We start from the raw sequence: 22065 nt of genomic DNA on the forward strand, positions 1-22065 counted from the left end.
CGCGGCCATCAGCATAAGCACGGGCTGGCCGGCAACCGCCAGATCACCGCGCTCATGGCTGTGTGGCCAGCCATGCAGCCTTGGTCTGTGGGGTGCGCCCGTCGTTCAGCAAGCGTTGCAGGGTTTGCAGCCAATAACGGCGGGAAAACTCATGGCGCATGTCCACCGGGTGCAGTCCAAGGCGGATGACCGGCGCCGCGCGCCAGTGATGTTCGCGTCGATCGCTCAGGATTTTGGATAGACCGCGGCGCCAGGCACTGCGCGCGCTCCAGACCAGGCCGGGGGCTTCGAACGGGGTGAAATCGGGCAATCGATAAAGATGGTGGGGGTCGCTGGTGTAGGTCAACGGCAACCGGCGCAGGGCCTGGCGGGTGCCGTGGCTCATCAGCCAGGCGGGCGCCACGAAGCCCTGCAGTGGCCAGTCGTGGCGGCGGAACAGGTCGATGCCGTCGGTAATGCGCTGTAACGCTTGTTCCCGCGACAATTGGTAGAACTCGCCTTCGTGGGTATAGATGCGTCGCATGAACCACTGTCTCGGTGTGCGCGGAGCGGGTTGATCGTCGCAATGGTAGTAGCCGTGCAAGGTCAGTTCATCGCCCCTGGCTACGCGGTCGTCCAGCAGGCGTCGAAAGTCGTCCTGGCCGTCCAGGCCGTCATGATGATGGAAGTCCGGTACCACCAGCCAGGTGATGGGCACTGTACCCAAGGCGTCGATGGCCTCGACGAAGGCGCGGTAGTCAGGCCAGGTTGACGGCGCCACATCGTGCAGCACCAGCAAAACCGAGCGCTCAGCCATGGGAGAACATCGGTTTTTGGGTCTCCAGCACCGCGTAGTAGTGCCCCAGCAGGCTATCGACCACCGTGTCCCACGCGTAATGCTGCTCCACATGCCATCGAGCCTGCGCGCCCAGCCGGCGACTATCAGCGGCGAACAGCTCGCGCACCGCATTGGCCATGGCGCGAGGGTTATTGGGTGCGCACAGCAGGCCGCAGCGCTCATCGACGATTTCGTTGAACGCACCGGCGGCCACGGCGACCACCGGGATGCCGCAGGCCATGGCTTCCAGAATCACCAGGCCAAAGGTTTCCTGGTCACCGCCGTGCAGCAACGCGTCGGCACTGGCCATCAAGCGGGCAACGTGCTGGGCAGGGCGAAACCCATCGACCACGGTGACGTTGTCAGGCACTTTGGCTGGCATCCCGGAGCCCACCAACAGCAAGTGATAGCCATCCCCCAGGCGTCTCATGCACTTGAGCAGCACCGGCAGGTTTTTTTCCTTGGAGCCGCGCCCGGCGAAGATCAGCAGGCGTGTGTCTTCGCCGATGCCCAGCTCGGCGCGCAAGCCGGGGTCGCGCACGTCCGGGGTAAAGGTTTGCAGATCAACGCCCAGCGGCTGTACGAAGACATTCTTTACCCCAAGCCTGATGAGCTTGTTGGCCATCACTTGGCTGGGGGCCAATACCCGGTCGAAATTGCCATAGAGTTTGCTGACGTAGGCTTCAACGTTGGGCGTGAACCAGGGGCCCATGCGGTTGCTCACCAGCAGCGGCAAATCAGAGTGGTAGAAGCCGATGACCGGTACATCCCATTGGCGTCGGGCGTTCAGCGCGGCCCAGGCAGTCAGGTACGGATCGCCGACTTCGATCAGATCTGGCTGTAAATCGCGCAGGACGTTTCGCCAGGGCGCCAGGCGCAGCGGGAATCGATAGCCTTTGCCGAAAGGCAGGGCGGGCGCCGGAACCTTGAAGATCCCATCCTGTTCGCTCCGATGCGCACCGGGAATCAGCAGGCTATGGCGAATGCCAGGCTTGAGCGCCAGGCGCCGGTGCTTGGCGTCGAGATAAGTGCGTACGCCCCCGCTGGCGGGGGCGTAGAACATGGTTATGTCCGCGATATGCACGATGAACACCCCTCCGATCCATTGCTCACCTTACGTGGACCTGGGGTAAGGATAGATGTTCGATCGGGATTGGAGGGGACGATCCGGAAACGGCCCATCCGTTGTTTCAACCGTGATGCCTGTTGCGCAAAATGGCAGAGTCAAAAAAGGTGTGATACTTGTTGTGATAGCGCGAGGTCCCTGTAGGAACTATCTGAGCTTTTTTAGACTTTTTGAGCCTTACATTGGCCTGTATCGACCCGGCGACAGTCAAGATTAACCATGGGTGACGAAATGCCTGACTCCACGCAACTCCTTATCGGCGCAGACCTTTCCGGCCTGCCGATTGCCCAGTCCATGCGCCTGGCCAACCGTCACGGGCTGATCGCTGGCGCTACCGGCACGGGCAAGACCGTCACATTGCAACGCCTGGCTGAAGCCTTCAGTGATGCAGGCGTTGCCGTGTTTGCCGCCGACATCAAGGGTGACCTCTGCGGCCTGGGGGCGGCGGCTAATCCCCAGGGCAAGGTGGCAGAACGTATCGCCGGGATGCCTTTCCTCAATTACACGGCCAAGGCGTATCCGGTCACGCTGTGGGATATCCATGGGCAGTCCGGTCATCCGTTGCGCACCACCATCAGTGAAATGGGCCCTTTGTTGCTCGGCAGTTTGCTGGAACTCACCGACAGCCAGCAGTCGGCCCTGTACGCCGCCTTCAAGGTGGCGGATCGCGAAGGCTTGCTGCTGCTGGACCTTAAGGACCTCAAGGCCCTGCTCAACCACCTGCGTTATCACCCGGAACTGCTCGGCGAAGATGCGGCGCTGATGACGACCGGTTCCAGTCAGGCCCTGTTACGGCGCCTGGCGGTGCTCGAGCAGCAGGGCGCCGAGGCGTTGTTTGGCGAACCGGCCCTGCAGCTTGAAGATATCCTCCAGCCCACCGGCGACGGACGCGGGCGTATCCACCTGCTGGATGCCAGCCGCCTGGTGCACGAGGCGCCGAAGGTGTATGCGACCTTCCTGCTATGGCTACTGGCGGAACTGTTCGAGCAACTGCCTGAGCGTGGTGATGCGGACAAACCACTGTTGGCGCTGTTTTTCGACGAGGCTCACTTATTGTTTGCCGATACGCCCAAGGCCTTGCAGGACCGCCTTGAGCAAGTGGTGCGGTTGATTCGTTCCAAAGGCGTGGGCGTGTATTTCGTGACCCAATCTCCGGGCGACCTGCCGGACAGCGTGCTGGCCCAACTCGGCCTGCGCATCCAGCATGGCTTGCGGGCGTTCACTACCAAGGAGCAGAAATCCTTGCGGGCGGTAGCGGATGGGTTCAGGCCGAATCCGGCGTTTGATGCCTTGGCGGTGCTGACCGAACTGGGAACGGGTGAGGCATTGGTGGGCACCTTGCAGGAAAAAGGCACGCCGGAGGTCGTCCAGCGCGTGCTGGTGGCGCCGCCGCAATCGAGGATCGGGCCGTTGAGCGAGGCCGAACGCGCGGCGCTGGTGAGCCGTTCACCATTGTTGGGCCGTTATGACAAGCCCATCGATCGTGAATCTGCTTATGAAGTGCTGATGGCACGCAAGGCGTTGGGACCGACCGAAGAGGCCAAGGCTGCTGCCGAGGAGCCAAGCTTTACCGACAAGGCCGGGGCGTTTCTGGGCACTGCGGCCGGCAAGGCGCTCAAGTCCGCCATGCAGCAAGCCGCCAATCAGATGGGGCGTCAATTGGTGCGGGGGTTGTTGGGGTCGCTGCTGGGCGGCAGCAAGCGCAAGTAGCGGCTCAGGCCTTGGGCTTGGCGTGGGCAGCCAGGCGTTCAAGGGCTGCGCGCAAGCCTGGATCGCTGATCCCGTCGGCCGTTGCCTGAATGGTTTCGGCCGCATTCGCCGACAGGTCCATGGTATGTCCCACCGCGCCCTGCTGAACGGTGGGCGGTTGCACCTTGAACTGGATGCGCGTCAGGCTGGCGAACTCTTCAAAGGCCATCAATTGACGTTGCAGGCGTTTTTGCTGATAGCGCAGGCGGGTCGCCCAATGGCCATCGGTGACAATCAGCAGCAAATTACCTTCGCGCCAGGACGCCACATGACAATGTTCACGTGCGGCCGGTTGCAGTTGGCTTTCGACCAGGCGTTGCAAATGGCCCAGGCGTTGCGCATGGCTGAAGATGGCTTTTAACGGCTTGGCTTCGCGAAGCAACACGCTAGGGGCGCGGGCTGTAAGAGGGCGAAATGCCATGATTAGACACCTTAAGTAACAGAGCGGCCATCTTAGCAGAAAGCATCCACGCGCCCCCAAGCCATGCATCGACTAGGCTTCGCCCGCGAAATCAATAGGTAACTTCTGCGTTCCATGGGTTGAAGTTCCGGCAAAAGCCCTTATTTTAAACAAGCCCTCTCACCGCCCCATGCCAGCATCAGGGAACAACGCCACTTTCCTCACCCACGATTCCGGGTAGAATGCGCGTTCGCATGCGGCCGTGAGGGCTGCTCGGGCCACTGACGGTGCGCCCTCCATCCCTATGTGTGGAAGAACCTGCCGATATGTTTGCGCCTTTGTTAAAGAAACTTTTTGGAAGCAAGAATGAGCGCGAAGTCAAACGCATGCTCAAGACGGTGCAGCTGGTCAATGCCTTCGAAGAGCAGATGGTTGCCCTTTCGGATGAGCAATTGCGCGCCAAGACCGAAGAGTTCAAGGCCCGCATAGCCAAAGGTGAAACCCTCGACAAGCTGCTTCCTGAAGCCTTCGCGGTCGCCCGTGAAGCCGGTAAGCGTGTCATGGGAATGCGCCACTTCGACGTCCAGTTGATCGGCGGCATGACCTTGCATGAAGGCATGATTGCCGAAATGCGTACCGGTGAAGGCAAGACCCTGGTGGCAACCCTGGGTGTTTACCTCAACGCGCTGTCCGGCAAGGGCGTGCACGTTGTGACGGTGAACGACTACCTGGCCCGCCGTGACGCCAACTGGATGCGCCCGCTGTATGAATTCCTCGGCCTGACCGTTGGCGTTGTCACGCCGTTCCAGCCGCCGGAAGAGAAGCGCGCCGCCTACGCCGCTGACATTACCTACGGCACCAACAACGAATTCGGTTTCGACTACCTGCGCGACAACATGGCGTTCAGCATGGAAGAAAAATTCCAGCGCGAACTCAACTTTGCCGTGATCGACGAAGTCGACTCCATCCTCATCGACGAAGCCCGTACCCCGCTGATCATCTCCGGCCAGGCCGAAGACAGCTCGCGCCTGTACACCGAGATCAACAAGTTGATCCCGCGTCTGGAGCAGCACATCGAGGAAGTGGAAGGCGTGGTGACCAAAGAAGGTCACTTCACCATCGACGAGAAGACCCGCCAGGTCGAACTCAACGAAGCCGGTCACCAGTTCGTCGAAGACATGCTGACCCAGATCGGCCTGCTGGCCGAGGGCGAAAGCCTTTACTCGGCGCACAACCTGGGCCTGTTGACCCACGTGTATGCCGGCCTGCGTGCCCACAAGCTGTTCCATCGCAACGTCGAATACATCGTCCAGGACGGCCAGGTCGTGCTGGTCGACGAACACACCGGCCGTACCATGCCGGGTCGTCGTCTGTCCGAAGGCCTGCACCAGGCCATCGAGGCCAAGGAAGTGCTCAACATCCAGGCCGAAAGCCAGACGTTGGCATCCACCACCTTCCAGAACTACTTCCGTCTGTACAACAAACTGTCCGGCATGACCGGTACGGCTGACACCGAAGCGTTCGAATTCCACCAGATCTACGGTCTGTCGGTGGTGGTCATCCCGCCGAACAAGCCGCTGGCGCGTAAAGACTTCAACGACCTGGTGTTCCTGACCGCCGAAGAGAAATACGCGGCGATCATCAACGACATCAAGGACGGCATGGCCCAGGGGCGTCCGATCCTGGTGGGTACCGCCACGATCGAAACCTCCGAGCACGTGTCCAACCTGCTCAACAAGGAAGGCATCGAGCACAAGGTCCTCAACGCCAAGTTCCACGAAAAAGAAGCCGAGATCATCGCCCAGGCCGGTCGCCCCGGCGCGCTGACCATCGCCACCAACATGGCCGGTCGTGGTACCGACATCCTGTTGGGCGGCAACTGGGAAGTGGAAGTGGCCTCCCTGGACAACCCGACCCCTGAGCAGATCGCCCAGATCAAGGCTGACTGGCAGAAACGCCACCAGGCCGTGTTGGAATCCGGTGGCCTGCAGGTGATCGCTTCCGAGCGTCACGAATCCCGTCGTATCGACAACCAACTGCGTGGTCGCGCCGGTCGTCAGGGTGACGCCGGTTCCAGCCGTTTCTATTTGTCCCTGGAAGACAGCCTGATGCGTATCTTCGCCTCGGATCGGGTGAAGAACTTTATGAAGGCCCTGGGCATGCAGTCCGGTGAAGCGATTGAGCACCGCATGGTGACCAACGCCATCGAAAAGGCGCAGCGCAAGGTCGAAGGCCGCAACTTCGACATCCGTAAGCAACTGCTCGAGTTCGATGACGTCAACAACGAACAGCGTAAAGTGATCTATCACATGCGTAACACGTTGCTGGCTGCCGACAACATTGGCGAAACCATCGCCGATTTCCGTCAGGACGTGCTCAACGCCACCGTCAGCGCACACATCCCGCCACAATCCCTGCCTGAGCAGTGGGATGTGGCCGGTCTGGAAGCTGCGTTGAAGAGCGACTTCGGTGTCGACTTGCCGGTCCAGCAATGGCTGGACGAGGACGACCACCTGTACGAAGAGACCCTGCGCGAGAAGCTCATGACCGAGCTGCTGGCCGCGTACAACGAAAAAGAAGAGCAGGCGAGCGCCGAAGCGCTGCGCACCTTCGAGAAACAAATCGTACTGCGCGTACTGGACGACCTGTGGAAAGACCACCTGTCGACCATGGACCACCTGCGTCACGGTATCCATCTGCGCGGCTACGCCCAGAAGAACCCGAAGCAGGAGTACAAGCGCGAGTCGTTCACGCTGTTCTCCGAACTGCTGGATTCGATCAAGCGCGACTCGATTCGCGTGCTGTCCCATGTTCAGGTGCGTCGCGAAGACCCGATCGAGGAAGAAGCGCGCTTGCGTCAGGAAGCCGAGGCACTGGCAGCGCGCATGCAGTTCCAGCATGACGAAGCGCCGGGTCTTGAGGCCCCTGAGGTCTTGGGCGAGGAGGTCGATGTGGCCTTGGCTCAAACCCCGGTTCGCAATGAGCAGAAGCTGGGCCGTAACGAACTGTGCTGGTGCGGTTCGGGCAAGAAGTTCAAACACTGCCACGGCGAAATCAACTAAGATTTGCGCCTGACGCTGCTACACCCCGCGCCGCGACCGGCCTCTGCCGTCGCGGCGTTTTGCCATTAATTTCACCGTCGATCGCGACGGCACAGACATCATCTATTTTTAAGGAGCGCATTCATGGCTGTTGGTCTTGGTCCTTTGCCCACTTTGCACCCGGTTGCCGGTTTTGAACTCGGTATCGCTTCCGCCGGGATCAAACGCCCGGGGCGCAAGGACGTGGTGGTGATGCGCTGTGCCGAAGGCTCCACGGTCGCGGGCGTGTTCACGCTCAATGCTTTCTGCGCTGCACCGGTGATCCTGGCCAGGCAGCGCGTTGCCGGCCCGATCCGTTACCTGTTGACCAACACCGGCAATGCCAACGCCGGCACCGGCGAGCCGGGCCTGGTGGCTGCCGCGCGCACCTGCGCCAAGCTGGCTCAGTTGGCCGGCGTGGACGCCAGTCAAGTGCTGCCATACTCCACCGGCGTGATCGGCGAGCCGCTGCCTGTCGAGAAAATCGAAGGTGCTCTGCAGGCCGCGCTGGACGACCTGTCTGTGGATAACTGGGCTGCCGCCGCCACTGGCATCATGACCACCGACACCATGCCCAAGGGTGCGAGCCGCCAGTTCGTGCATGACGGCGTGACCGTCACCGTGACCGGCATCAGCAAGGGCGCGGGCATGATCCGCCCGAACATGGCCACCATGCTCGGCTACATTGCCACCGACGCCAAAGTGTCCCGCGACGTACTGCAGAGCCTGGTGCTGGACGGTGCCAACAAATCGTTCAACCGCATCACCATCGATGGCGACACGTCGACCAACGACTGCTGCATGCTGATCGCCACCGGCCAGGCCAACCTGCCGCAGATCACCGAGGCCAGCGGCCCGCTGTTCGCAGCGTTGAAGCAAGCGGTGTTCGAAGTGTGCATGGACGTGGCCCAGGCCATCGTGCGTGACGGCGAAGGCGCGACCAAGTTCGTGACGGTCGAAGTCAACGGCGGCGGCAATCACCAAGAATGCCTGGATGTCGGCTACACCGTGGCCCACTCGCCGCTGATCAAGACTGCGCTGTTTGCCTCCGACCCGAACTGGGGCCGGATTCTCGCCGCCGTCGGCCGTGCCGGTGTGCCGGACCTGGACGTGAGCAAGATCGACGTGTTCCTGGGCGACGTCTGCATCGCCAGCCGTGGCGCCCGCGCCGAGACCTACACCGAAGCCCAGGGCTCGGCGGTGATGCAACAGGAAGAAATCACCATCCGTATCGAACTGGGGCGCGGCGAGTGCAGCGAAACCATCTGGACCACCGACCTGTCCCACGAGTACGTGAAGATCAACGCGGAATACCGCACCTGAAATCCGGAGGATATGCGCGGTGAAACGAGTGCATGTAGCAGCAGCGGTGATCCGCGGCGTCGACGGCAGGGTCCTGCTGGCTCGCCGCGCCGATACCCAGCACCAGGGCGGCCTCTGGGAGTTTCCCGGCGGCAAGGTGGAGGCCGATGAGTCGGTCGCCACCGCGCTGTCGCGCGAGTTGCAGGAAGAATTGGGCATCCAGGTCACCACGGCACGGCCGTTGATCAAGGTGCAGCATGACTACCCGGACAAACAGGTGTTGCTGGATGTCTGGGAAGTGTCGGCCTTTACCGGCGAGCCCCATGGCGTCGAGGGGCAGCCGCTGGAATGGGTGGCGCCTCGGGATTTGCTCAACTATGAGTTCCCGGCGGCGAACGCACCGATTGTTGCCGCCGCGCGTTTGCCCGCCGAGTACCTGATCACCCCGGGCGATCTGGAAACCCCGACCTTGTTGCGCGGTGTCCAGAAAGCTATCGCGGGGGGCATCAAACTGGTTCAGTTACGTGCCCCCAACGGCTATGACCCCAAATACCGTGACCTTGCGGTGGATGCGGTGGGCCTGTGTGCCGGTAAGGCGCAATTGATGCTCAAGGGGCCGTTTGAATGGCTGGGGGATTTTCCTGCCGCCGGCTGGCACATGACCTCGGCGCAACTGCGTAAATACGCCAGCAAAGGGCGACCGCTGCCAAAGGACCGCTGGCTGGCGGCCTCGTGCCACAACGCCGAAGAACTGGCGCTGGCTGAGTTGATGGACGTGGATTTTGTCACGCTGTCACCCGTGCAACCGACCCAGACCCATCCCGATGCTCAACCTCTGGGCTGGGAGCAGGCTGCAGAGTTGATCCGTGGGTTCAGCAAGCCGGTGTTTCTGCTGGGCGGTGTCGGCCCTGCCGAGCGGGACCAGGCGTGGGAAGCCGGGGCTCAGGGTGTGGCGGGGATTCGGGCGTTTTGGCCGCAAGCTTGAGAGTGCACTGACGGGCCTTATCGCGGGCTTGCTCGCGAAAACGCCCGATCAAACACCGCAATACTCAGTGAGGTTTAGCTGCCGCCTGCCACAAAACCTCTGCGACGCCCTGGCGCTTGGCGATCACACGCGCCGCCACAAACAACAAGTCCGACAGTCGGTTGATATACGCCAGCGCCACGCCTTCCAACGGTTCGACCGCATTCAAGTGCTGACACCGTCGCTCCGCGCTGCGGGCCAGGCTTCGGCAGATATGGGCTTGGGCGATCAACACTGAACCACCCGGCAAAATGAAGTTCTCCAGCGGCCCCACTTCCTCATTCCAGCGATCAATCGCCGCTTCCAGCCGATTCACCTCGGCCTCATTCAGGGCCTTGTACACCGGCATCGCCAGTTCACCGCCCAAGTCAAACAGGCGATGTTGGCAGGGGGTCAGCACCTCGATCACGTCCTTCAGCGCCGGATGCTTGCCGCTCTGTTCTTCAAGGCTGGCCAGCAGCAGTCCCAGTTGGCTGTTCAGCGTATCGACCTCGCCAATGGCTTCCACCCGCGGATGGTCCTTGCCTACCCGGCGGCCGTCGCCCAGGCCGGTTTCACCCTTGTCGCCGGTACGGGTGTAAATCTTCGACAGGCGAAAGCCCATGGTCAGTGCTCCAGTTGGGTAAGTTCGTGGGGGAGTGGTTGGCCAGCCAAGGGCAGGCGCAAGGTGAAGCAGGTGCCTTGGCCAAGGGTGGAATGCACTTCCATCTGGCCCTTGTGGTTATTGGTGATGATGAAATACGACACCGACAGCCCGAGTCCTGTGCCCTGGCCGATTTCCTTGGTGGTGAAGAACGGCTCGAAGGTCCGTTTGCGCACGTTTTCGCTCATGCCGATGCCATTGTCTTCGACCTGGATCTCTGCCCACGGCGGGTTGAGGCGGGTGCGCAGGATGATGCGCCCCGGCTCGCTGTCGTCTTCACGCAGGTGAATGGCCTGGGCGGCGTTTTTAAGCAGGTTGAGCAGCACCTGTTCCAGCTCGTTGGCGGTGCCGGGCACCGGGCCCAGTTGTGGGTCGAACTGGCGGATGATCGCTTGGCCCTTGAAGTCGAAGCCGATGGTGAGGTCGAAGTCGTTACCGGCGATTTCCACCGCCTGGTCGATCAGTGCGGGCAGATCGCAGGGGGCCATCTGGCGGTTACTGCGGCGGCTGAAGCTGAGCATATGGGTGACGATTTTTGCCGCCCGCGCCCCGGCTTGCTGAATGCCGTCGAGCAGTTGTGGCACTTCGCGGCTTTGCAGGTAGCGGTTGACTGTGTCCAGTTCGATGCCCACCTGTTCGGCATGCTCCAGGTTCTTGGGCAGGTCGGGGGACAGGCGGCGGCGAATGTTCTGCACGTTATGCAAGATCGCTCCCAGCGGGTTGTTGATCTCGTGGGCCATGCCGGCGGCGAGTCCGCCGACCGAAAGCATCTTTTCCGACTGCACCATCATTTCTTCCAGGGACAGGCGCTGGGTGATGTCATCGATACGGATCACCACGCCCCGCCCGGCACCGCCGGTCAGCGGGTAGAAGGTCAGTGCGTAGTGCTTGGGCTCATCGTCCTTGGTCCAAGTGACGCGCTCGATACGTTCCACCGTGTGTTGCTCGACGGTGGCCTTGATCTGCGGCAGGAACGGCTTGAGCGGTTGGAAGGCCAGGTAGATCGGCTGATTCAAGGCCTCGTCCAGGCGCGTGCCGGAAAGCGCGCTGGCTTCCTGGTTCCACTGTGTTACGTAGAGCTGCTCATCCAGGGCGATCAGCGCCGATGGCATCGAGTCGATGATGCTGTTCAGATAGTTCTGAAAACCGGTGAGTTTTTTCTCGATTTTGCTGCGAACCTGAACTTCCAGCTCCAGTTTGCGATTGGTGTGGCGCGTTTCTTCCGCCAAGCCCTGGGCCTGGTCGTAAGCGGCCTGGGAATCGTCCCGCGCGCGCTTGAGCTGTTGCTCGCGGGCTTCGATGCGCGACAGCATGGTGTTGAAGGCTTCGGCCAGGCTGCCGATTTCATCGCGGTTGCCGGGGCCTGCGCGCAGGGCGTAGTTCTCTTCGCGGGTCACCTGGCGTGAGAGTTCTTCCAGTTCGTGGATGGGCCGGGTGATCAGGCGTTTGATCTGCCGGGCAATGATCAGCCACAGCAGCACACTGAAAATCAGGATGCCCAGGCTGGCGGTCAGTGTGCCGGTATAGAAAGCCACCGGCAGCTCACTGCTGGCCACTAGCAACAAATGTCCAGAAGGCTGGCCGGGGCGGGGCAGGGTGATGACCTGATTGCTGCGGAATTCGGTGACGCGCCAGGCCTCGATATGGCGATAGTTGTCCGGCAGGTGCAGGCGATCGCCATGTTGCATCTGCGCCAAGCGGTTGCCTTCGCCATCGTAGAGAGCGGCGGCGCGTAACGGTGAATAGCTGGTCAACTCATTGAGCAGGGCGTCGGCGTTGGCGGGGGATTCAAGGGCTTCGGCCGCCAGCGCCGGATTGGATACCAGCCGACCGATGGCCTGCAACGCCTGGGGCGCCATGCTTTCCTGGGAGATCCAGTAGGCGGCGCTGATAAAGGTCAGGTTGGCCACCAGCAACACGGTAGTCAGCAACACCAGCAGGGCGGCCAGCAGCTTCTGCCCGACCGGTAGGTTTTCTAGACGCTGGCGCAGCGGCATCAGGGTTTTCCCAGGAGATAGACAGGCGGGCAGAGTAGCGCGTGGCTCAGTCGCGGGGCAATCCGCGTGCGAGTAACTGGTCGACCAGGCGTACTTGCAGTTGTTGCAAATGCGGCAGGTTCAGTTGGTGACGGGCCGCCGCCTGGCAAGCATAGCCCAGCAAATAGCTGATTTCGGTGCGCCGGGCGTTGGCCACGTCCTGATACATGGAGGAGTAATTGGCGGCCGTGGCGTGGATCACCCGTTCCACTTCGTGCTGCAGATCCTGGGCGGCGGCGGGTTGGCCGCAGCATGCCAGCAGTTCGCCGAGTTCGGCGCACAGGGTCGCCACTTCACATTGATGGGCCTGCAGTTCGCCGTTGCGGCATTGGTACAGCACGGTCAGCGGATTGATCGCGCAATTGAGCGCCAGCTTGCGCCACAGCCGCGTGAGGATGTCGGTGCTCCATTCGTGGGGAATGCCGGCGGCGTGCAGGTCCTCCAACCACAGCGGTGGGGTGGGATGACGAGTGTCCCCCAGCCAGGTGTAGCCATGGCCGGCAAACACGACGCGCCAATCGCCATCGCGGAAGGCGCCTTCGGTGCTGGAGGCGAAAATGCAGCGGGCCAGGGGCAGTTGCGCGGCCACTGTGTCCTGACTGCCGAGGCCGTTTTGCAGCAGGATCAGCTCGGCGTCGGGTACGAGGCGGTGCTGCAACTGTGCGACGGCGCTTTGGGCGTCGTAGGCCTTGCATGCCACCAGCAGGCGATGAATCGGTTCGGGACTGTCGGGTGTTTCGCCGATCACCGGGTAGGTCTGTTCGACACCATGCTCTACCAACGTCAGCCCGCCTGCGGCCTGATAGCTGGCCAGGCGCGCCTCATCACGCAGGATCAACCTGACGGGCACGCCTGCGCGAGCCAGGCGGGTGGCCCAGAGTGTGCCCAGGCTGCCGGCGCCGAGGATATGCCAGGTGGTCGACATCAGTTTTTGCTCCGTAGGGTCGCCCACAGTGAACGGGACGAAAGAACCGCTATAATGCCCCGGCATTTTAGCTCGGGCGCGCTCCATCTCTACTGAGCCCGCCCCTTATATTGGAGATATGACATGCCTTCGTTCGACGTGGTATCCGAACTGGACAAACACGAAGTCACCAACGCCGTCGAGAACGCCGTCAAGGAACTGGACCGTCGCTATGACTTGAAAGGCAAGGGCAGCTTCGAATTCAAGGAAAAAGAACTGACCGTCAACCTGACCGCTGAAGCCGATTTCCAGCTGGAAGCGATGATCGAGATCCTCAAGCTGGCCCTGGTCAAGCGCAAGATCGACGTGCAATGCCTTGAAGTCAAGGACGCCTACGCCTCCGGCAAGCTGATGAAGCAGGAAGCCGTGCTCAAGGAAGGTATCGACAAAGAGTTGGCGAAGAAGATCGTCGCCCACATCAAGGATGCCAAGCTGAAAGTCCAGGCCGCCATCCAGGGTGAGCAGGTACGGGTTACGGGCAAGAAGCGTGACGACCTGCAAGAGGCCATCGCCGCCCTGCGTGCCAAGACCTTCGACATGCCGCTGCAGTTCAATAACTTCCGCGACTGACGGCACCTTGGGGAACCTGTGGACGTTTTTGACGTCCCACGCCCCAGAATCCCGCGCCTACAACTGAGCCCTACGGGGCTCATTTGCGTTTTTAGGCCGTCAATAAAGCCGTACATCCGCCATACAGGAGAAGCTACATGGATTTAAACGCTGAAATGGATCACTTGATCAAGACCTCGCAGTCGTGGATCCCGATGATCATGGAATACGGCAGCCGGGTGTTGCTGGCGGTCATCACCCTGGCCATTGGCTGGTGGCTGATCAACGTATTGACCCACCGCGTGGGTCGCCTGCTGGCGATGCGTAACGCGGACCTGGCGCTGCAGCACTTCATCACCAGCCTGGCGAACATCGCGCTGAAAGTCATGCTGATCGTCAGTGTGGCCTCAATGATCGGCGTGGCGACCACTTCGTTCGTGGCTGCCATCGGTGCCGCTACCCTGGCCATCGGCCTGGCATTGCAAGGCAGCCTGGCCAACTTCGCCGGTGGCGTGCTGATTCTGTTGTTCCGCCCGTTCCGCATTGGTGACTGGATCGAAGCCCAGGGCACATCGGGTACCGTCGACAGTATCCAGATCTTCCACACCGTGCTGCGTACCGGCGACAACAAGACCGTCATCGTGCCTAACGGCATCCTGTCCAACGGCATCATTACCAACACCAACCGTCAGCCGACCCGCAAGGTGGTGTTTGATGTGGGGGTGGACTATGAAGCCGATCTGCAGAAAGCCCGCGAAGTACTGCTGGATCTGGCGAAAGATCCGCGTGTGCTGACCGATCCTGCCGCGGTGGCCGTGGTTTCGGCCTTGGGCGATAGCTCGATCACAGTTTCCCTGCGTTGCTGGACAAACACCCCGGATTATTGGGATGTGGTGTTCATGCTTAATGAATTGGCGCGCGACCGTTTGAAGGCGGCGAATATCGATATTCCATTTCCGCAGCGAGTTATTCGTGTAATGCAGGAAACAGCGGCGAAGTAATAGCAAGCAATTGCATTTGACTTGGCTCGCAGGTCGAGTTCAGTGCAAGTTAGTTAGCTTGCTAGTTATTTTTTTGCTGAAGCAGTACAGACAAAAAAAGCCGCTCCCTTGTGAACAAAGGAGCGGCTTTTTATTTAAGGCCGAAGCCTTAAGTCATCGTTGTAATCAAACAGTCAATTACAAGATGTTCAGCGGGTATTGCGCGATCAGACGCAGTTCGTCGAGGGACGGAGAACCGTAGTACACGCCGTCAGACGAACGATAGGTCGCTTGACGTACGCGCAGGCTCAGGTCTTTGGCTGGGCCGCTCTGGATCACGTACTTGGCTTCGAGGTCGCGTTCCCACTCTTTGCCATTGTTAGTGGTGCCAGTGTCGGCGCCGCTACCCGTCACATAACGGGCCATGAAGCTCAGGCCTGGAATGCCAAAGGTCGCCATGTTGATGTCGTACCGTGCCTGATAGGACTTCTCGCCTTCGGCGTTGAAGTCGGAACGGGCAATGGAGTTGGCTAGGAAGATCGTACCGCCGCCGTCTACGCCGTAGCCGTAGTCGCCGTCGCCGCTGACCTTCTGTGCAGCCAGGGTGAAGGTGTGAGCGCCGATGGTGTATGCGCCCTGCAAGCTGAACGCACGGTTGTCGAGCTTGGTGGTGCCGTCTTTTTCAGCACGTTGCAGGCCTGCACCGTCGCTCTTCGTGTCGTAGATGTTGAAGTCGAGAGCGAAGGACTGATCGTCGCTCAGTGCATGGGTCCAGTTCAGGTTGCTGTAGTACTTGCGGAAGTAATCTTCGGTCTTCGCGTAGTACAGGCTACCGGTGAACTCTGGGGTGAAGGAGTAGACGCCACCGACGAAGTCGGTTTTCGTCAGACCGAGGCTGTCATGGTACGTCTGGTTCTGCGCGACGCTGGAAGTGAAGTGACCGCCTTCCAGTTTCAGGCCCTTGATCTCGTTGCTGGTGATCGAGATACCTTGTGGCAGCTCTGGCAGCAGACGGCTGTCGTCAGAGGCGTACACAGGTGCTGTGGTGTACTGGTCACCGACTTTCAATACGGTGTCGGAGATACGGAACTTAACCGCGCCGCCGCCCTTGGAGTAGTCGTCTTGCGAACGGCCATCGGAACCCGTTGGGAACAGACCGGTACCGGCGCGCCCTTTACCGCTGTCGAGCTTGACGCCCATCAGGCCGATCACGTCAATACCGAAACCGACGGTGCCTTGGGTGAAGCCCGATTGGTACAGAGCGTTGAAGCCCAGGCCGGTTTCTTCGGCGCGGCTCTTGCGCTTGCCATTGACGGTGCTGTAGCCGTCTGCGGGTTCATTACGGAAGTCGCGGCTGAAATACAGCGCACGGGTATTGATACCGAAAGTGCTGTCTTCAATAAAGCCCTTGGAATCGTCCTGGGCGGATGCCATTGCGAACTGCGAGGTGCCTGCTGAAACAGCCAGGGCGATCATGCTCCACTTCATCACGCGCATCGTGATTTGCTCCTTTGGTTTTAGGAAGAGTACTGCCGTCCCACCTATATTTTTGTCTGGGCGGCTCTTTCTTTTTGTGTCGGCGCAAAGTTATATCACGCTGACCTTATTGGCGATACTTGCCTATCTTTCCTTTCAGCTTCTTTACGAGCTGGTCGTAAATTGCTATGTCCCTGTCGCAATTTCACAGCCTCAATGTAGCGAGGCTGACAACTTCAATGCTGTTATAAATCAGTAAAAGAGCGCGGTGAACGCCACTTTCAAAAATTGAAACCCTCCCTCGTTTGCATTGAATCGCTGTTGTTTTTCATCGCGAAACGCCCGCTTCCCTTCAGGTGCCGTTGCCGACGATGTGGGGATGAATGCAACAAGCGCGCCCAAACCGGTAACTGAATGTCATTTTTTTGTGAAAAGCAGTGTAATTTCGTGAAAGCCGCATAAACACGGGGGTTTTAAGCCGATGAATTTGGTCTTTACGCCCGAACGCAGTGTCAGGTTTGTGGTGTTCATACCCTGCACTTATGAAAAACGTTACCCGTTCACCCCAGTGAGTGGGTAGTCGGCGGATCTCTTTGAGGCGTAAATGGGTCATTTTGGTGCATGCCCTCTACTGGCTCCAGGTGGAATGATGGCTTAATGCCTTGCTCTCAAAGGCCTCTACATCGCGGTTCTCGCGATCATTTTTTGATCAGATCGTGCCGAATGGCAGTGCGTCTGGTGATTTAGCGTAGTCGAAATGTGCGCTTGTCTCGAAATGGTGCGTTTTTTTTCGTCATGGCGTGCTCGTACGCAGGGTGGTCGGCGTGAAGCATCCGTCATTCGCAGGTATGCTGGCCTCTTGAACCTGACCTGCCGAACGGAGTGCCTGCGGTGTTCGCTTTAGATCAACGCCTTCAACAAGACACATTGGCCATTGGGGATTTCCCTCTGTGCCGCTTGCTCCTGTCCAATGACTCGAATTACCCCTGGTTCATCCTGGTACCGCGTATCAACGCTATCAGCGAAGTGTTTCAACTGGATGTCGCCGACCAGCAGCGTTTGTGGCAGGAGACGACGGCCTTGTCTCAGTTGCTCAACGACGGCTTGGCGGCCGACAAGATGAACATCGGCGCTTTGGGCAATGTGGTCAGCCAGTTGCACGTGCATGTGATCGTGCGTAAACGCGATGACGCCGCCTGGCCGGCCCCGGTATGGGGTAAGCATTCGGCGCGGCCTTATACCGAAGAACAGGTCACGGCCATGCGGACGCGCCTGCGCGAACTGTTGCCCGCCGACTTCATCTTTACCCAGGGCTGAATTATGGATCTGCAAGACCGCGTTACCGATCTGGAAAGCCGACTGGCCTTTCAGGACGACACCATCGAGACCCTCAATGACATCCTTGTTGCTCAGCAGCGGGCCGTCGAGCGCCTGCAGTTGCAGATGACCGCGCTGCTCAAGCGTCAGGAAGAAATGGGTGGCCAGTTCGAAACCTCCGAGGAGGAAGCCCCACCGCCTCACTATTAATCGCAATGCATAAAAAACCGCGATCCAGTCAGCGCCGGATTGCGGTTTTTATGCTGCGAAGGCTGGAGTCAGCGACGCGGCAGGGCGGCGATCACGTCCTCGGCTTGCAGGCCTTTGTCGCGATTCATCACGGAGAACTCCACGCGTTGGCCTTCGACCAGGACGCGATGGCCTTCGCCACGAATGGCCCGGAAGTGGACGAAAATATCGTCGCCCGAATCGCGGGAAATAAAGCCGAAGCCTTTGGAGGTGTTGAACCACTTGACGGTCCCGGTATCCCGATTGGTCATGTCGTAGTTTTGCGACGCGGCCGCAGGAGACGAACGGTAGAAGCTGATGGCCAGGTGAAGAACGATGGCGACCAGCGCAATCACCAGGCTGAGCAGGATGGCCGGGTGGCCGTCGACTTCAGGCATGGGTGCCAGGAGGGTGAGGGTTTGTACGACAACAGTCAGCACCAGCAGCGCACTGACCAGGTTTTGCAGTTGATGACGCGTGCCTTTGTTCCAGTAGGGGATCACTGGTGCCAGCGTCAGGTTGAGAAGGCCGAACAAGGCCAGGTACAAAGCGTCATGTTGTTGCAGGTAGGGCAGGCTTTCAGGCTGCAGGCTCGGGATAAAGGACAGCAGCAAAGCCGCAACGCCCGTTAGCAGGTGGACGATTTTCAACATTTTGATTAACTCACGTTAAGACGGATCACAAGGAAGAGCTGACTGGCACGGTTCGCTTCTGAACAATGGGAGGCGTTGGGCACGTGCGCGGGTATCAGCCTATGCCGCTGCCGCGAAAGGTAACGGCGGCGACACGCTGCCTATTTAACAGCAAAGGCTGTGCCTACTCAAATCAAGCATTTGCGGGTATTGCAAGGGGCAGGGTATTTATGCGTCAAACGCTTGTCCTAGACACGTGCGGGCTTTTCAAGCGGCTCGTTTGGACATTTCCTACTTTGCCCTCAGCCTGGGCCACTGCCCGCCCGAAGGCCGTTCTGGACGATATATCTCAGGTCGTCCCGACATCCCGGGCTGCGCATCACCGGCGCTCTTGCTAGAGTGGTCCTGCACCTGATCAATGAATGCTTGTCAATTGAAGGGGATAAACATGGCTATCGATATCGGTATCAGTGAAGAAGATCGTAAATCCATCGTCGACGGGCTTTCGCGTCTGCTTTCCGATACCTATGTACTGTACCTGAAGACCCACAACTTCCACTGGAACGTCACGGGCCCCATGTTTCGCACGCTGCACTTGATGTTCGAGGAGCAATACAACGAGCTGGCGCTGGCGGTGGACTCCATTGCCGAGCGGATTCGTGCCCTGGGTTTCCCGGCACCGGGGGCCTATTCGATCTACGCGCGTCTTTCTTCGATCAAGGAAGAAGAAGGTGTGCCCGGCGCGGAAGAAATGATCCAGCAACTGGTGGCCGGCCAGGAGGCGGTGACTCGCACCGCGCGGGGGATCTTCCCCTTGCTCGACAAGGTCAGCGATGAGCCGACGGCTGACTTGCTGACCCAGCGCATGCAGGTTCACGAGAAAACCGCATGGATGTTGCGTTCCCTGCTCGAAAGTCAATAATCTTCGACCCCGAGTGGCGTCGTCCTGGCGCCACTCGCTGGTTTCCGTGCATTTCCTGGCGTTGTCCTACGCCTATCAACGTACCGTCTTCTGGCTGCCTGCCGCTTCCTGCTGTTTTATAGAGCCTACTGTCCAATGGGAGAACTCATGGGCTGCTGTTTGGCAATGGAGTGTCAGGTGTATGTCACGTGGAGTGGGTAATGGGGTAATGGAAACCAGTGGCTTTCATAAGATGAAGATCGACCCCTTCGCAAAAGGGTTCGATATGGGGCTCGCCAAGCCGCTGTCCCGATCGGTAAGGCTCAATGGCTTTTCCACTTGCCTGCGGCTTGAACAGATCTATTGGAATATCCTCACGGAAATAGCCAGGATCAATGCCTGCTCGGTCAGTGCGTTGCTGTCATACGTCGATCGGGAAGTGCACTTGCGTCATGGTGGGGTGAAGAACTTCAGTGGGTTGGTCAGGGTGGTGTGTGTCGTTCACCTGTTAAAAGGTCGTGCCGGCTCACCGAGCCCTGAGTAATCAGCGGGCTTCGGGGCCTGTCCGCCGTCGAGGTGGGCGAGGCCCCGAGCAGAAAGCCGGCTGCGCTGCCTCGATTTACCAGATATAATCCCGCGCTTTGCTGCGCATGCCTTGGGCTTCCTCCCTGTGCACTCTAGCCAGGAGCGGGCGCGGCACAGTAACGATCTGATCGCTGAGACATCTCCATGCCCATGTACGACTATCAATGTGCTTCCTGTGGTCATCAATTGGAAGCCATCCAGAAGATCAGCGCCGCGCCGCTGGTCGATTGCCCGGCCTGCCAGGCGCCTGAGCTCAAGAAGATGTTGTCCATGCCGGGCTTCCGCTTGAGCGGCAGTGGCTGGTACGAGACCGATTTCAAGACCGGCTCGAAGAAAAACCTGGCGGGCGGCGACAAAGCAGACTGAGTTGAACTCCATGCGCAGGCTCCTGCATTATCCGTCCCCTGCTTACCTGTACGGTGACGAGGCGGGCCTCCACCGAATTTCGAATTACGAGAAGTGAAACCACTACCATGATGCGCAGCCACTATTGCGGCCAACTGAACGAGACCCTGGATGGTCAGGAAATCACCCTTTGCGGATGGGTTCACCGTCGCCGCGACCACGGCGGGGTAATCTTCCTCGACATCCGTGATCGTGATGGTCTGGCCCAGGTGGTGTTCGACCCGGATCGCGCCGACAGCTTCGCCGCCGCCGACCGCGTGCGCAGCGAGTATGTCGTGAAGATCACCGGCAAGGTTCGCCTGCGTCCGGCCGGTGCCGTGAACCCGAACATGGCATCCGGCGCGATCGAAGTGCTGGGCTACGAGCTGGAAGTGCTGAACGAGTCGGAAACCCCGCCGTTCCCACTGAACGAATACTCCGACGTCGGCGAAGAAACCCGCCTGCGCTATCGCTTCCTGGACCTGCGTCGCCCGGAAATGGCCGAGAAGCTGCGTCTGCGTTCGCGCATGACCACCAGCATCCGCCGCTTCCTCGACGAAAACGGCTTCCTCGACGTCGAAACGCCGATCCTGACCCGGGCCACCCCGGAAGGCGCGCGTGACTACCTGGTGCCGAGCCGTACCCACGCCGGCAGCTTCTTTGCCCTGCCGCAATCGCCTCAGCTGTTCAAGCAACTGCTGATGGTGGCCGGCTTCGACCGTTACTACCAGATCGCCAAGTGCTTCCGCGACGAAGACCTGCGCGCCGACCGCCAGCCGGAATTCACCCAGATCGACATCGAGACCAGTTTCCTCGATGAAAAAGAGATCATGGGCATCACCGAAAAAATGATCCGCAACCTGTTCAAGGAAGTGCTGGACCTGGAATTCGGCGAATTCCCGCACATGACCTTCGAAGAGGCCATGCGTCGCTACGGTTCCGACAAGCCAGACCTGCGTATTCCGCTGGAACTGGTGGACGTGGCCGACCAGCTCAAAGACGTCGACTTCAAGGTGTTCAGCGGCCCGGCCAACGATCCGAAATGCCGTATCGCCGCCCTGCGCGTGCCTGGCGGCGCGAGCATGCCGCGCAAGCAGATCGACGACTACACCAAGTTCGTCGGCATCTACGGCGCCAAGGGCCTGGCGTACATCAAGGTCAACGAGCGCGCCAAAGGTGTTGAAGGCCTGCAGTCGCCTATCGTGAAAAACATCCCGGAAGCCAACCTCAATGTGATCCTGGATCGCGTGGGCGCGGTCGATGGCGACATCGTGTTCTTCGGCGCCGACAAGGCCAAGATCGTCAGCGAAGCCCTGGGCGCGCTGCGGATCAAGCTGGGCCACGACCTGGACCTGCTGACCTGCAAGTGGGCGCCTATGTGGGTCGTTGACTTCCCGATGTTCGAAGAGAACGACGACGGCAGCTTCAGCGCCTTGCACCACCCGTTCACCGCGCCGAAGTGCTCTCCTGAAAAATTGGAAGCCAACCCGGCGGGCGCACTGTCCCGTGCGTATGACATGGTGCTCAACGGCACCGAGCTGGGTGGCGGTTCGATCCGTATCCACCGCAAAGAGATGCAGCAAGCGGTCTTCCGTCTGCTGGGCATCAACGAAGCGGAACAGGAAGAGAAGTTCGGCTTCCTGCTCGACGCCCTGAAATACGGCGCGCCGCCTCACGGTGGCCTGGCTTTCGGTCTGGATCGCCTGGTCATGCTGATGACCGGCGCCCAGTCGATCCGTGAAGTGATTGCGTTCCCGAAAACCCAGAGTGCTGCCGACGTGATGACGCAGGCTCCAGGTGTGGTGGATGCCAAGGCACTGCGCGAGCTGCACATTCGTCTGCGCGAAACGCCGAAGGCTGAGTAAGGCTGCG

Annotated in this window: 20 protein-coding genes; 12 read left to right on the forward strand and 8 right to left on the reverse strand. The window is 60.0% G+C overall.

Going from position 1 to position 22065, the window contains the following annotated elements:
• Nucleotides 1-52: 52 nt before the first annotated feature.
• Nucleotides 53-796 carry a DUF2334 domain-containing protein gene (locus ACLH0J_RS10355; RefSeq protein WP_411391899.1) on the reverse strand — a complete coding sequence of 248 codons (744 nt, stop codon included), beginning with the start codon at nt 794-796 and terminating at the stop codon, nt 53-55.
• On the reverse strand, nt 789-1910 hold the full coding sequence (locus ACLH0J_RS10360; RefSeq protein ID WP_411391900.1) for a glycosyltransferase family 4 protein: 1122 nt from the start codon (nt 1908-1910) through the stop codon (nt 789-791). Before ACLH0J_RS10360 ends, ACLH0J_RS10355 begins: the two co-directional genes overlap by 8 nt.
• 264 nt (nt 1911-2174) lie before the next feature.
• Between ACLH0J_RS10360 and ACLH0J_RS10365 the strand changes: the two genes are divergently transcribed.
• Nucleotides 2175-3653, forward strand: coding sequence for a helicase HerA-like domain-containing protein (locus ACLH0J_RS10365; RefSeq protein WP_411392799.1), 1479 nt, complete (start codon nt 2175-2177; stop codon nt 3651-3653).
• A gap of 4 nt (nt 3654-3657) precedes the next feature.
• On the opposite strand, the gene ACLH0J_RS10370 is transcribed toward ACLH0J_RS10365, so the two are convergent.
• Complete coding sequence (locus ACLH0J_RS10370; protein WP_411391901.1) at nt 3658-4113, reverse strand: DUF721 domain-containing protein; 456 nt, start codon at nt 4111-4113, stop codon at nt 3658-3660.
• Nucleotides 4114-4418: 305 nt separating this feature from the next.
• On the opposite strand from ACLH0J_RS10370, the gene secA reads away from it, so the two are divergent.
• The 3 genes from secA to ACLH0J_RS10385 all read left to right on the forward strand — a co-directional run bounded on the left by secA (nt 4419) and on the right by ACLH0J_RS10385 (nt 9459).
• Entirely contained in the window at nt 4419-7154 is a 2736-nt protein-coding gene (gene secA, locus ACLH0J_RS10375; protein ID WP_411391902.1) for a preprotein translocase subunit SecA, read from the forward strand.
• A 123-nt stretch (nt 7155-7277) separates the two neighbouring features.
• Complete coding sequence (gene argJ, locus ACLH0J_RS10380; protein ID WP_411391903.1) at nt 7278-8495, forward strand: bifunctional glutamate N-acetyltransferase/amino-acid acetyltransferase ArgJ; 1218 nt, start codon at nt 7278-7280, stop codon at nt 8493-8495.
• Nucleotides 8496-8514: 19 nt separating this feature from the next.
• Complete coding sequence (locus ACLH0J_RS10385) at nt 8515-9459, forward strand: Nudix family hydrolase (RefSeq protein WP_411391904.1); 945 nt, start codon at nt 8515-8517, stop codon at nt 9457-9459.
• A gap of 64 nt (nt 9460-9523) precedes the next feature.
• Here the strand turns inward: ACLH0J_RS10385 and ACLH0J_RS10390 are convergent, their stop codons facing one another.
• The 3 genes from ACLH0J_RS10390 to ACLH0J_RS10400 are packed head-to-tail and all read right to left on the reverse strand — an operon-like array spanning nt 9524 to nt 13102.
• A complete protein-coding gene (locus tag ACLH0J_RS10390; protein WP_411391905.1) occupies nt 9524-10102 on the reverse strand; it encodes a cob(I)yrinic acid a,c-diamide adenosyltransferase in 579 nt (192 codons plus the stop codon).
• Between the two features lie 2 nt (nt 10103-10104).
• Complete coding sequence (locus tag ACLH0J_RS10395; protein WP_411391906.1) at nt 10105-12138, reverse strand: sensor histidine kinase; 2034 nt, start codon at nt 12136-12138, stop codon at nt 10105-10107.
• A gap of 46 nt (nt 12139-12184) precedes the next feature.
• A complete protein-coding gene (locus tag ACLH0J_RS10400) occupies nt 12185-13102 on the reverse strand; it encodes a putative 2-dehydropantoate 2-reductase (RefSeq protein WP_411391907.1) in 918 nt (305 codons plus the stop codon).
• A gap of 123 nt (nt 13103-13225) precedes the next feature.
• On the opposite strand from ACLH0J_RS10400, the gene ACLH0J_RS10405 reads away from it, so the two are divergent.
• Both ACLH0J_RS10405 and ACLH0J_RS10410 read left to right on the forward strand, forming a co-directional pair.
• Nucleotides 13226-13711: a YajQ family cyclic di-GMP-binding protein gene (locus ACLH0J_RS10405; protein ID WP_003193880.1), complete on the forward strand. Its 486-nt coding sequence runs from the start codon at nt 13226-13228 to the stop codon at nt 13709-13711.
• Nucleotides 13712-13848: 137 nt separating this feature from the next.
• On the forward strand, nt 13849-14691 hold the full coding sequence (locus tag ACLH0J_RS10410; RefSeq protein WP_411391908.1) for a mechanosensitive ion channel family protein: 843 nt from the start codon (nt 13849-13851) through the stop codon (nt 14689-14691).
• A gap of 177 nt (nt 14692-14868) precedes the next feature.
• Here ACLH0J_RS10410 and ACLH0J_RS10415 read toward each other — a convergent pair whose 3' ends face one another.
• Complete coding sequence (locus ACLH0J_RS10415) at nt 14869-16167, reverse strand: OprD family porin (RefSeq protein ID WP_411391909.1); 1299 nt, start codon at nt 16165-16167, stop codon at nt 14869-14871.
• 870 nt (nt 16168-17037) lie between these two features.
• Between ACLH0J_RS10415 and ACLH0J_RS10420 the strand changes: the two genes are divergently transcribed.
• Nucleotides 17038-17463, forward strand: a complete 426-nt coding sequence (locus ACLH0J_RS10420) for an HIT domain-containing protein (RefSeq protein WP_411391910.1) — start codon at nt 17038-17040, stop codon at nt 17461-17463.
• Nucleotides 17464-17466: 3 nt separating this feature from the next.
• On the forward strand, nt 17467-17673 hold the full coding sequence (locus tag ACLH0J_RS10425; protein ID WP_027605535.1) for a SlyX family protein: 207 nt from the start codon (nt 17467-17469) through the stop codon (nt 17671-17673).
• A 68-nt stretch (nt 17674-17741) separates the two neighbouring features.
• Here the strand turns inward: ACLH0J_RS10425 and ACLH0J_RS10430 are convergent, their stop codons facing one another.
• The gene (locus ACLH0J_RS10430) at nt 17742-18344 is read right to left on the reverse strand and encodes a cold shock domain-containing protein membrane protein (protein WP_411391911.1); all 603 of its coding nucleotides are present in this window, start codon (nt 18342-18344) and stop codon (nt 17742-17744) included.
• 427 nt (nt 18345-18771) lie between these two features.
• Here ACLH0J_RS10430 and ACLH0J_RS10435 point away from each other — a divergent pair, with 427 nt between their 5' ends.
• The 4 genes from ACLH0J_RS10435 to aspS all read left to right on the forward strand — a co-directional run bounded on the left by ACLH0J_RS10435 (nt 18772) and on the right by aspS (nt 22058).
• Nucleotides 18772-19245, forward strand: a complete 474-nt coding sequence (locus ACLH0J_RS10435) for a Dps family protein (protein ID WP_411391912.1) — start codon at nt 18772-18774, stop codon at nt 19243-19245.
• Nucleotides 19246-19426: 181 nt separating this feature from the next.
• A complete protein-coding gene (locus ACLH0J_RS10440; RefSeq protein WP_411391913.1) occupies nt 19427-19768 on the forward strand; it encodes a ribbon-helix-helix domain-containing protein in 342 nt (113 codons plus the stop codon).
• A gap of 185 nt (nt 19769-19953) precedes the next feature.
• A complete protein-coding gene (locus tag ACLH0J_RS10445) occupies nt 19954-20175 on the forward strand; it encodes an FmdB family zinc ribbon protein (protein WP_010208103.1) in 222 nt (73 codons plus the stop codon).
• A gap of 107 nt (nt 20176-20282) precedes the next feature.
• Nucleotides 20283-22058 carry an aspartate--tRNA ligase gene (gene aspS, locus ACLH0J_RS10450; protein WP_411391914.1) on the forward strand — a complete coding sequence of 592 codons (1776 nt, stop codon included), beginning with the start codon at nt 20283-20285 and terminating at the stop codon, nt 22056-22058.
• Nucleotides 22059-22065 lie beyond the last annotated feature (7 nt).

Origin of the sequence: Pseudomonas sp. MPB23 (assembly GCF_046605395.1) — a bacterium.
GTDB lineage: Bacteria > Pseudomonadota > Gammaproteobacteria > Pseudomonadales > Pseudomonadaceae > Aquipseudomonas.

Bases quoted from the DNA above. Each gene is read 5' to 3' on its own strand.
- ACLH0J_RS10405 (WP_003193880.1), top strand. From the start codon at position 13,226: ATGCCTTCGTTCGACGTGGTATCCGAACTGGACAAACACGAAGTCACC.
- ACLH0J_RS10370 (WP_411391901.1), bottom strand. From the start codon at position 4,113: ATGGCATTTCGCCCTCTTACAGCCCGCGCCCCTAGCGTGTTGCTTCGC.
- argJ (WP_411391903.1), top strand. From the start codon at position 7,278: ATGGCTGTTGGTCTTGGTCCTTTGCCCACTTTGCACCCGGTTGCCGGT.
- ACLH0J_RS10390 (WP_411391905.1), bottom strand. From the start codon at position 10,102: ATGGGCTTTCGCCTGTCGAAGATTTACACCCGTACCGGCGACAAGGGT.
- ACLH0J_RS10440 (WP_411391913.1), top strand. From the start codon at position 19,427: ATGTCACGTGGAGTGGGTAATGGGGTAATGGAAACCAGTGGCTTTCAT.
- aspS (WP_411391914.1), top strand. From the start codon at position 20,283: ATGATGCGCAGCCACTATTGCGGCCAACTGAACGAGACCCTGGATGGT.
- ACLH0J_RS10410 (WP_411391908.1), top strand. From the start codon at position 13,849: ATGGATTTAAACGCTGAAATGGATCACTTGATCAAGACCTCGCAGTCG.
- ACLH0J_RS10435 (WP_411391912.1), top strand. From the start codon at position 18,772: ATGGCTATCGATATCGGTATCAGTGAAGAAGATCGTAAATCCATCGTC.
- ACLH0J_RS10445 (WP_010208103.1), top strand. From the start codon at position 19,954: ATGCCCATGTACGACTATCAATGTGCTTCCTGTGGTCATCAATTGGAA.
- ACLH0J_RS10355 (WP_411391899.1), bottom strand. From the start codon at position 796: ATGGCTGAGCGCTCGGTTTTGCTGGTGCTGCACGATGTGGCGCCGTCA.
- ACLH0J_RS10400 (WP_411391907.1), bottom strand. From the start codon at position 13,102: ATGTCGACCACCTGGCATATCCTCGGCGCCGGCAGCCTGGGCACACTC.
- ACLH0J_RS10395 (WP_411391906.1), bottom strand. From the start codon at position 12,138: ATGCCGCTGCGCCAGCGTCTAGAAAACCTACCGGTCGGGCAGAAGCTG.
- ACLH0J_RS10365 (WP_411392799.1), top strand. From the start codon at position 2,175: ATGCCTGACTCCACGCAACTCCTTATCGGCGCAGACCTTTCCGGCCTG.
- ACLH0J_RS10425 (WP_027605535.1), top strand. From the start codon at position 17,467: ATGGATCTGCAAGACCGCGTTACCGATCTGGAAAGCCGACTGGCCTTT.
- ACLH0J_RS10430 (WP_411391911.1), bottom strand. From the start codon at position 18,344: ATGTTGAAAATCGTCCACCTGCTAACGGGCGTTGCGGCTTTGCTGCTG.
- ACLH0J_RS10415 (WP_411391909.1), bottom strand. From the start codon at position 16,167: ATGCGCGTGATGAAGTGGAGCATGATCGCCCTGGCTGTTTCAGCAGGC.
- secA (WP_411391902.1), top strand. From the start codon at position 4,419: ATGTTTGCGCCTTTGTTAAAGAAACTTTTTGGAAGCAAGAATGAGCGC.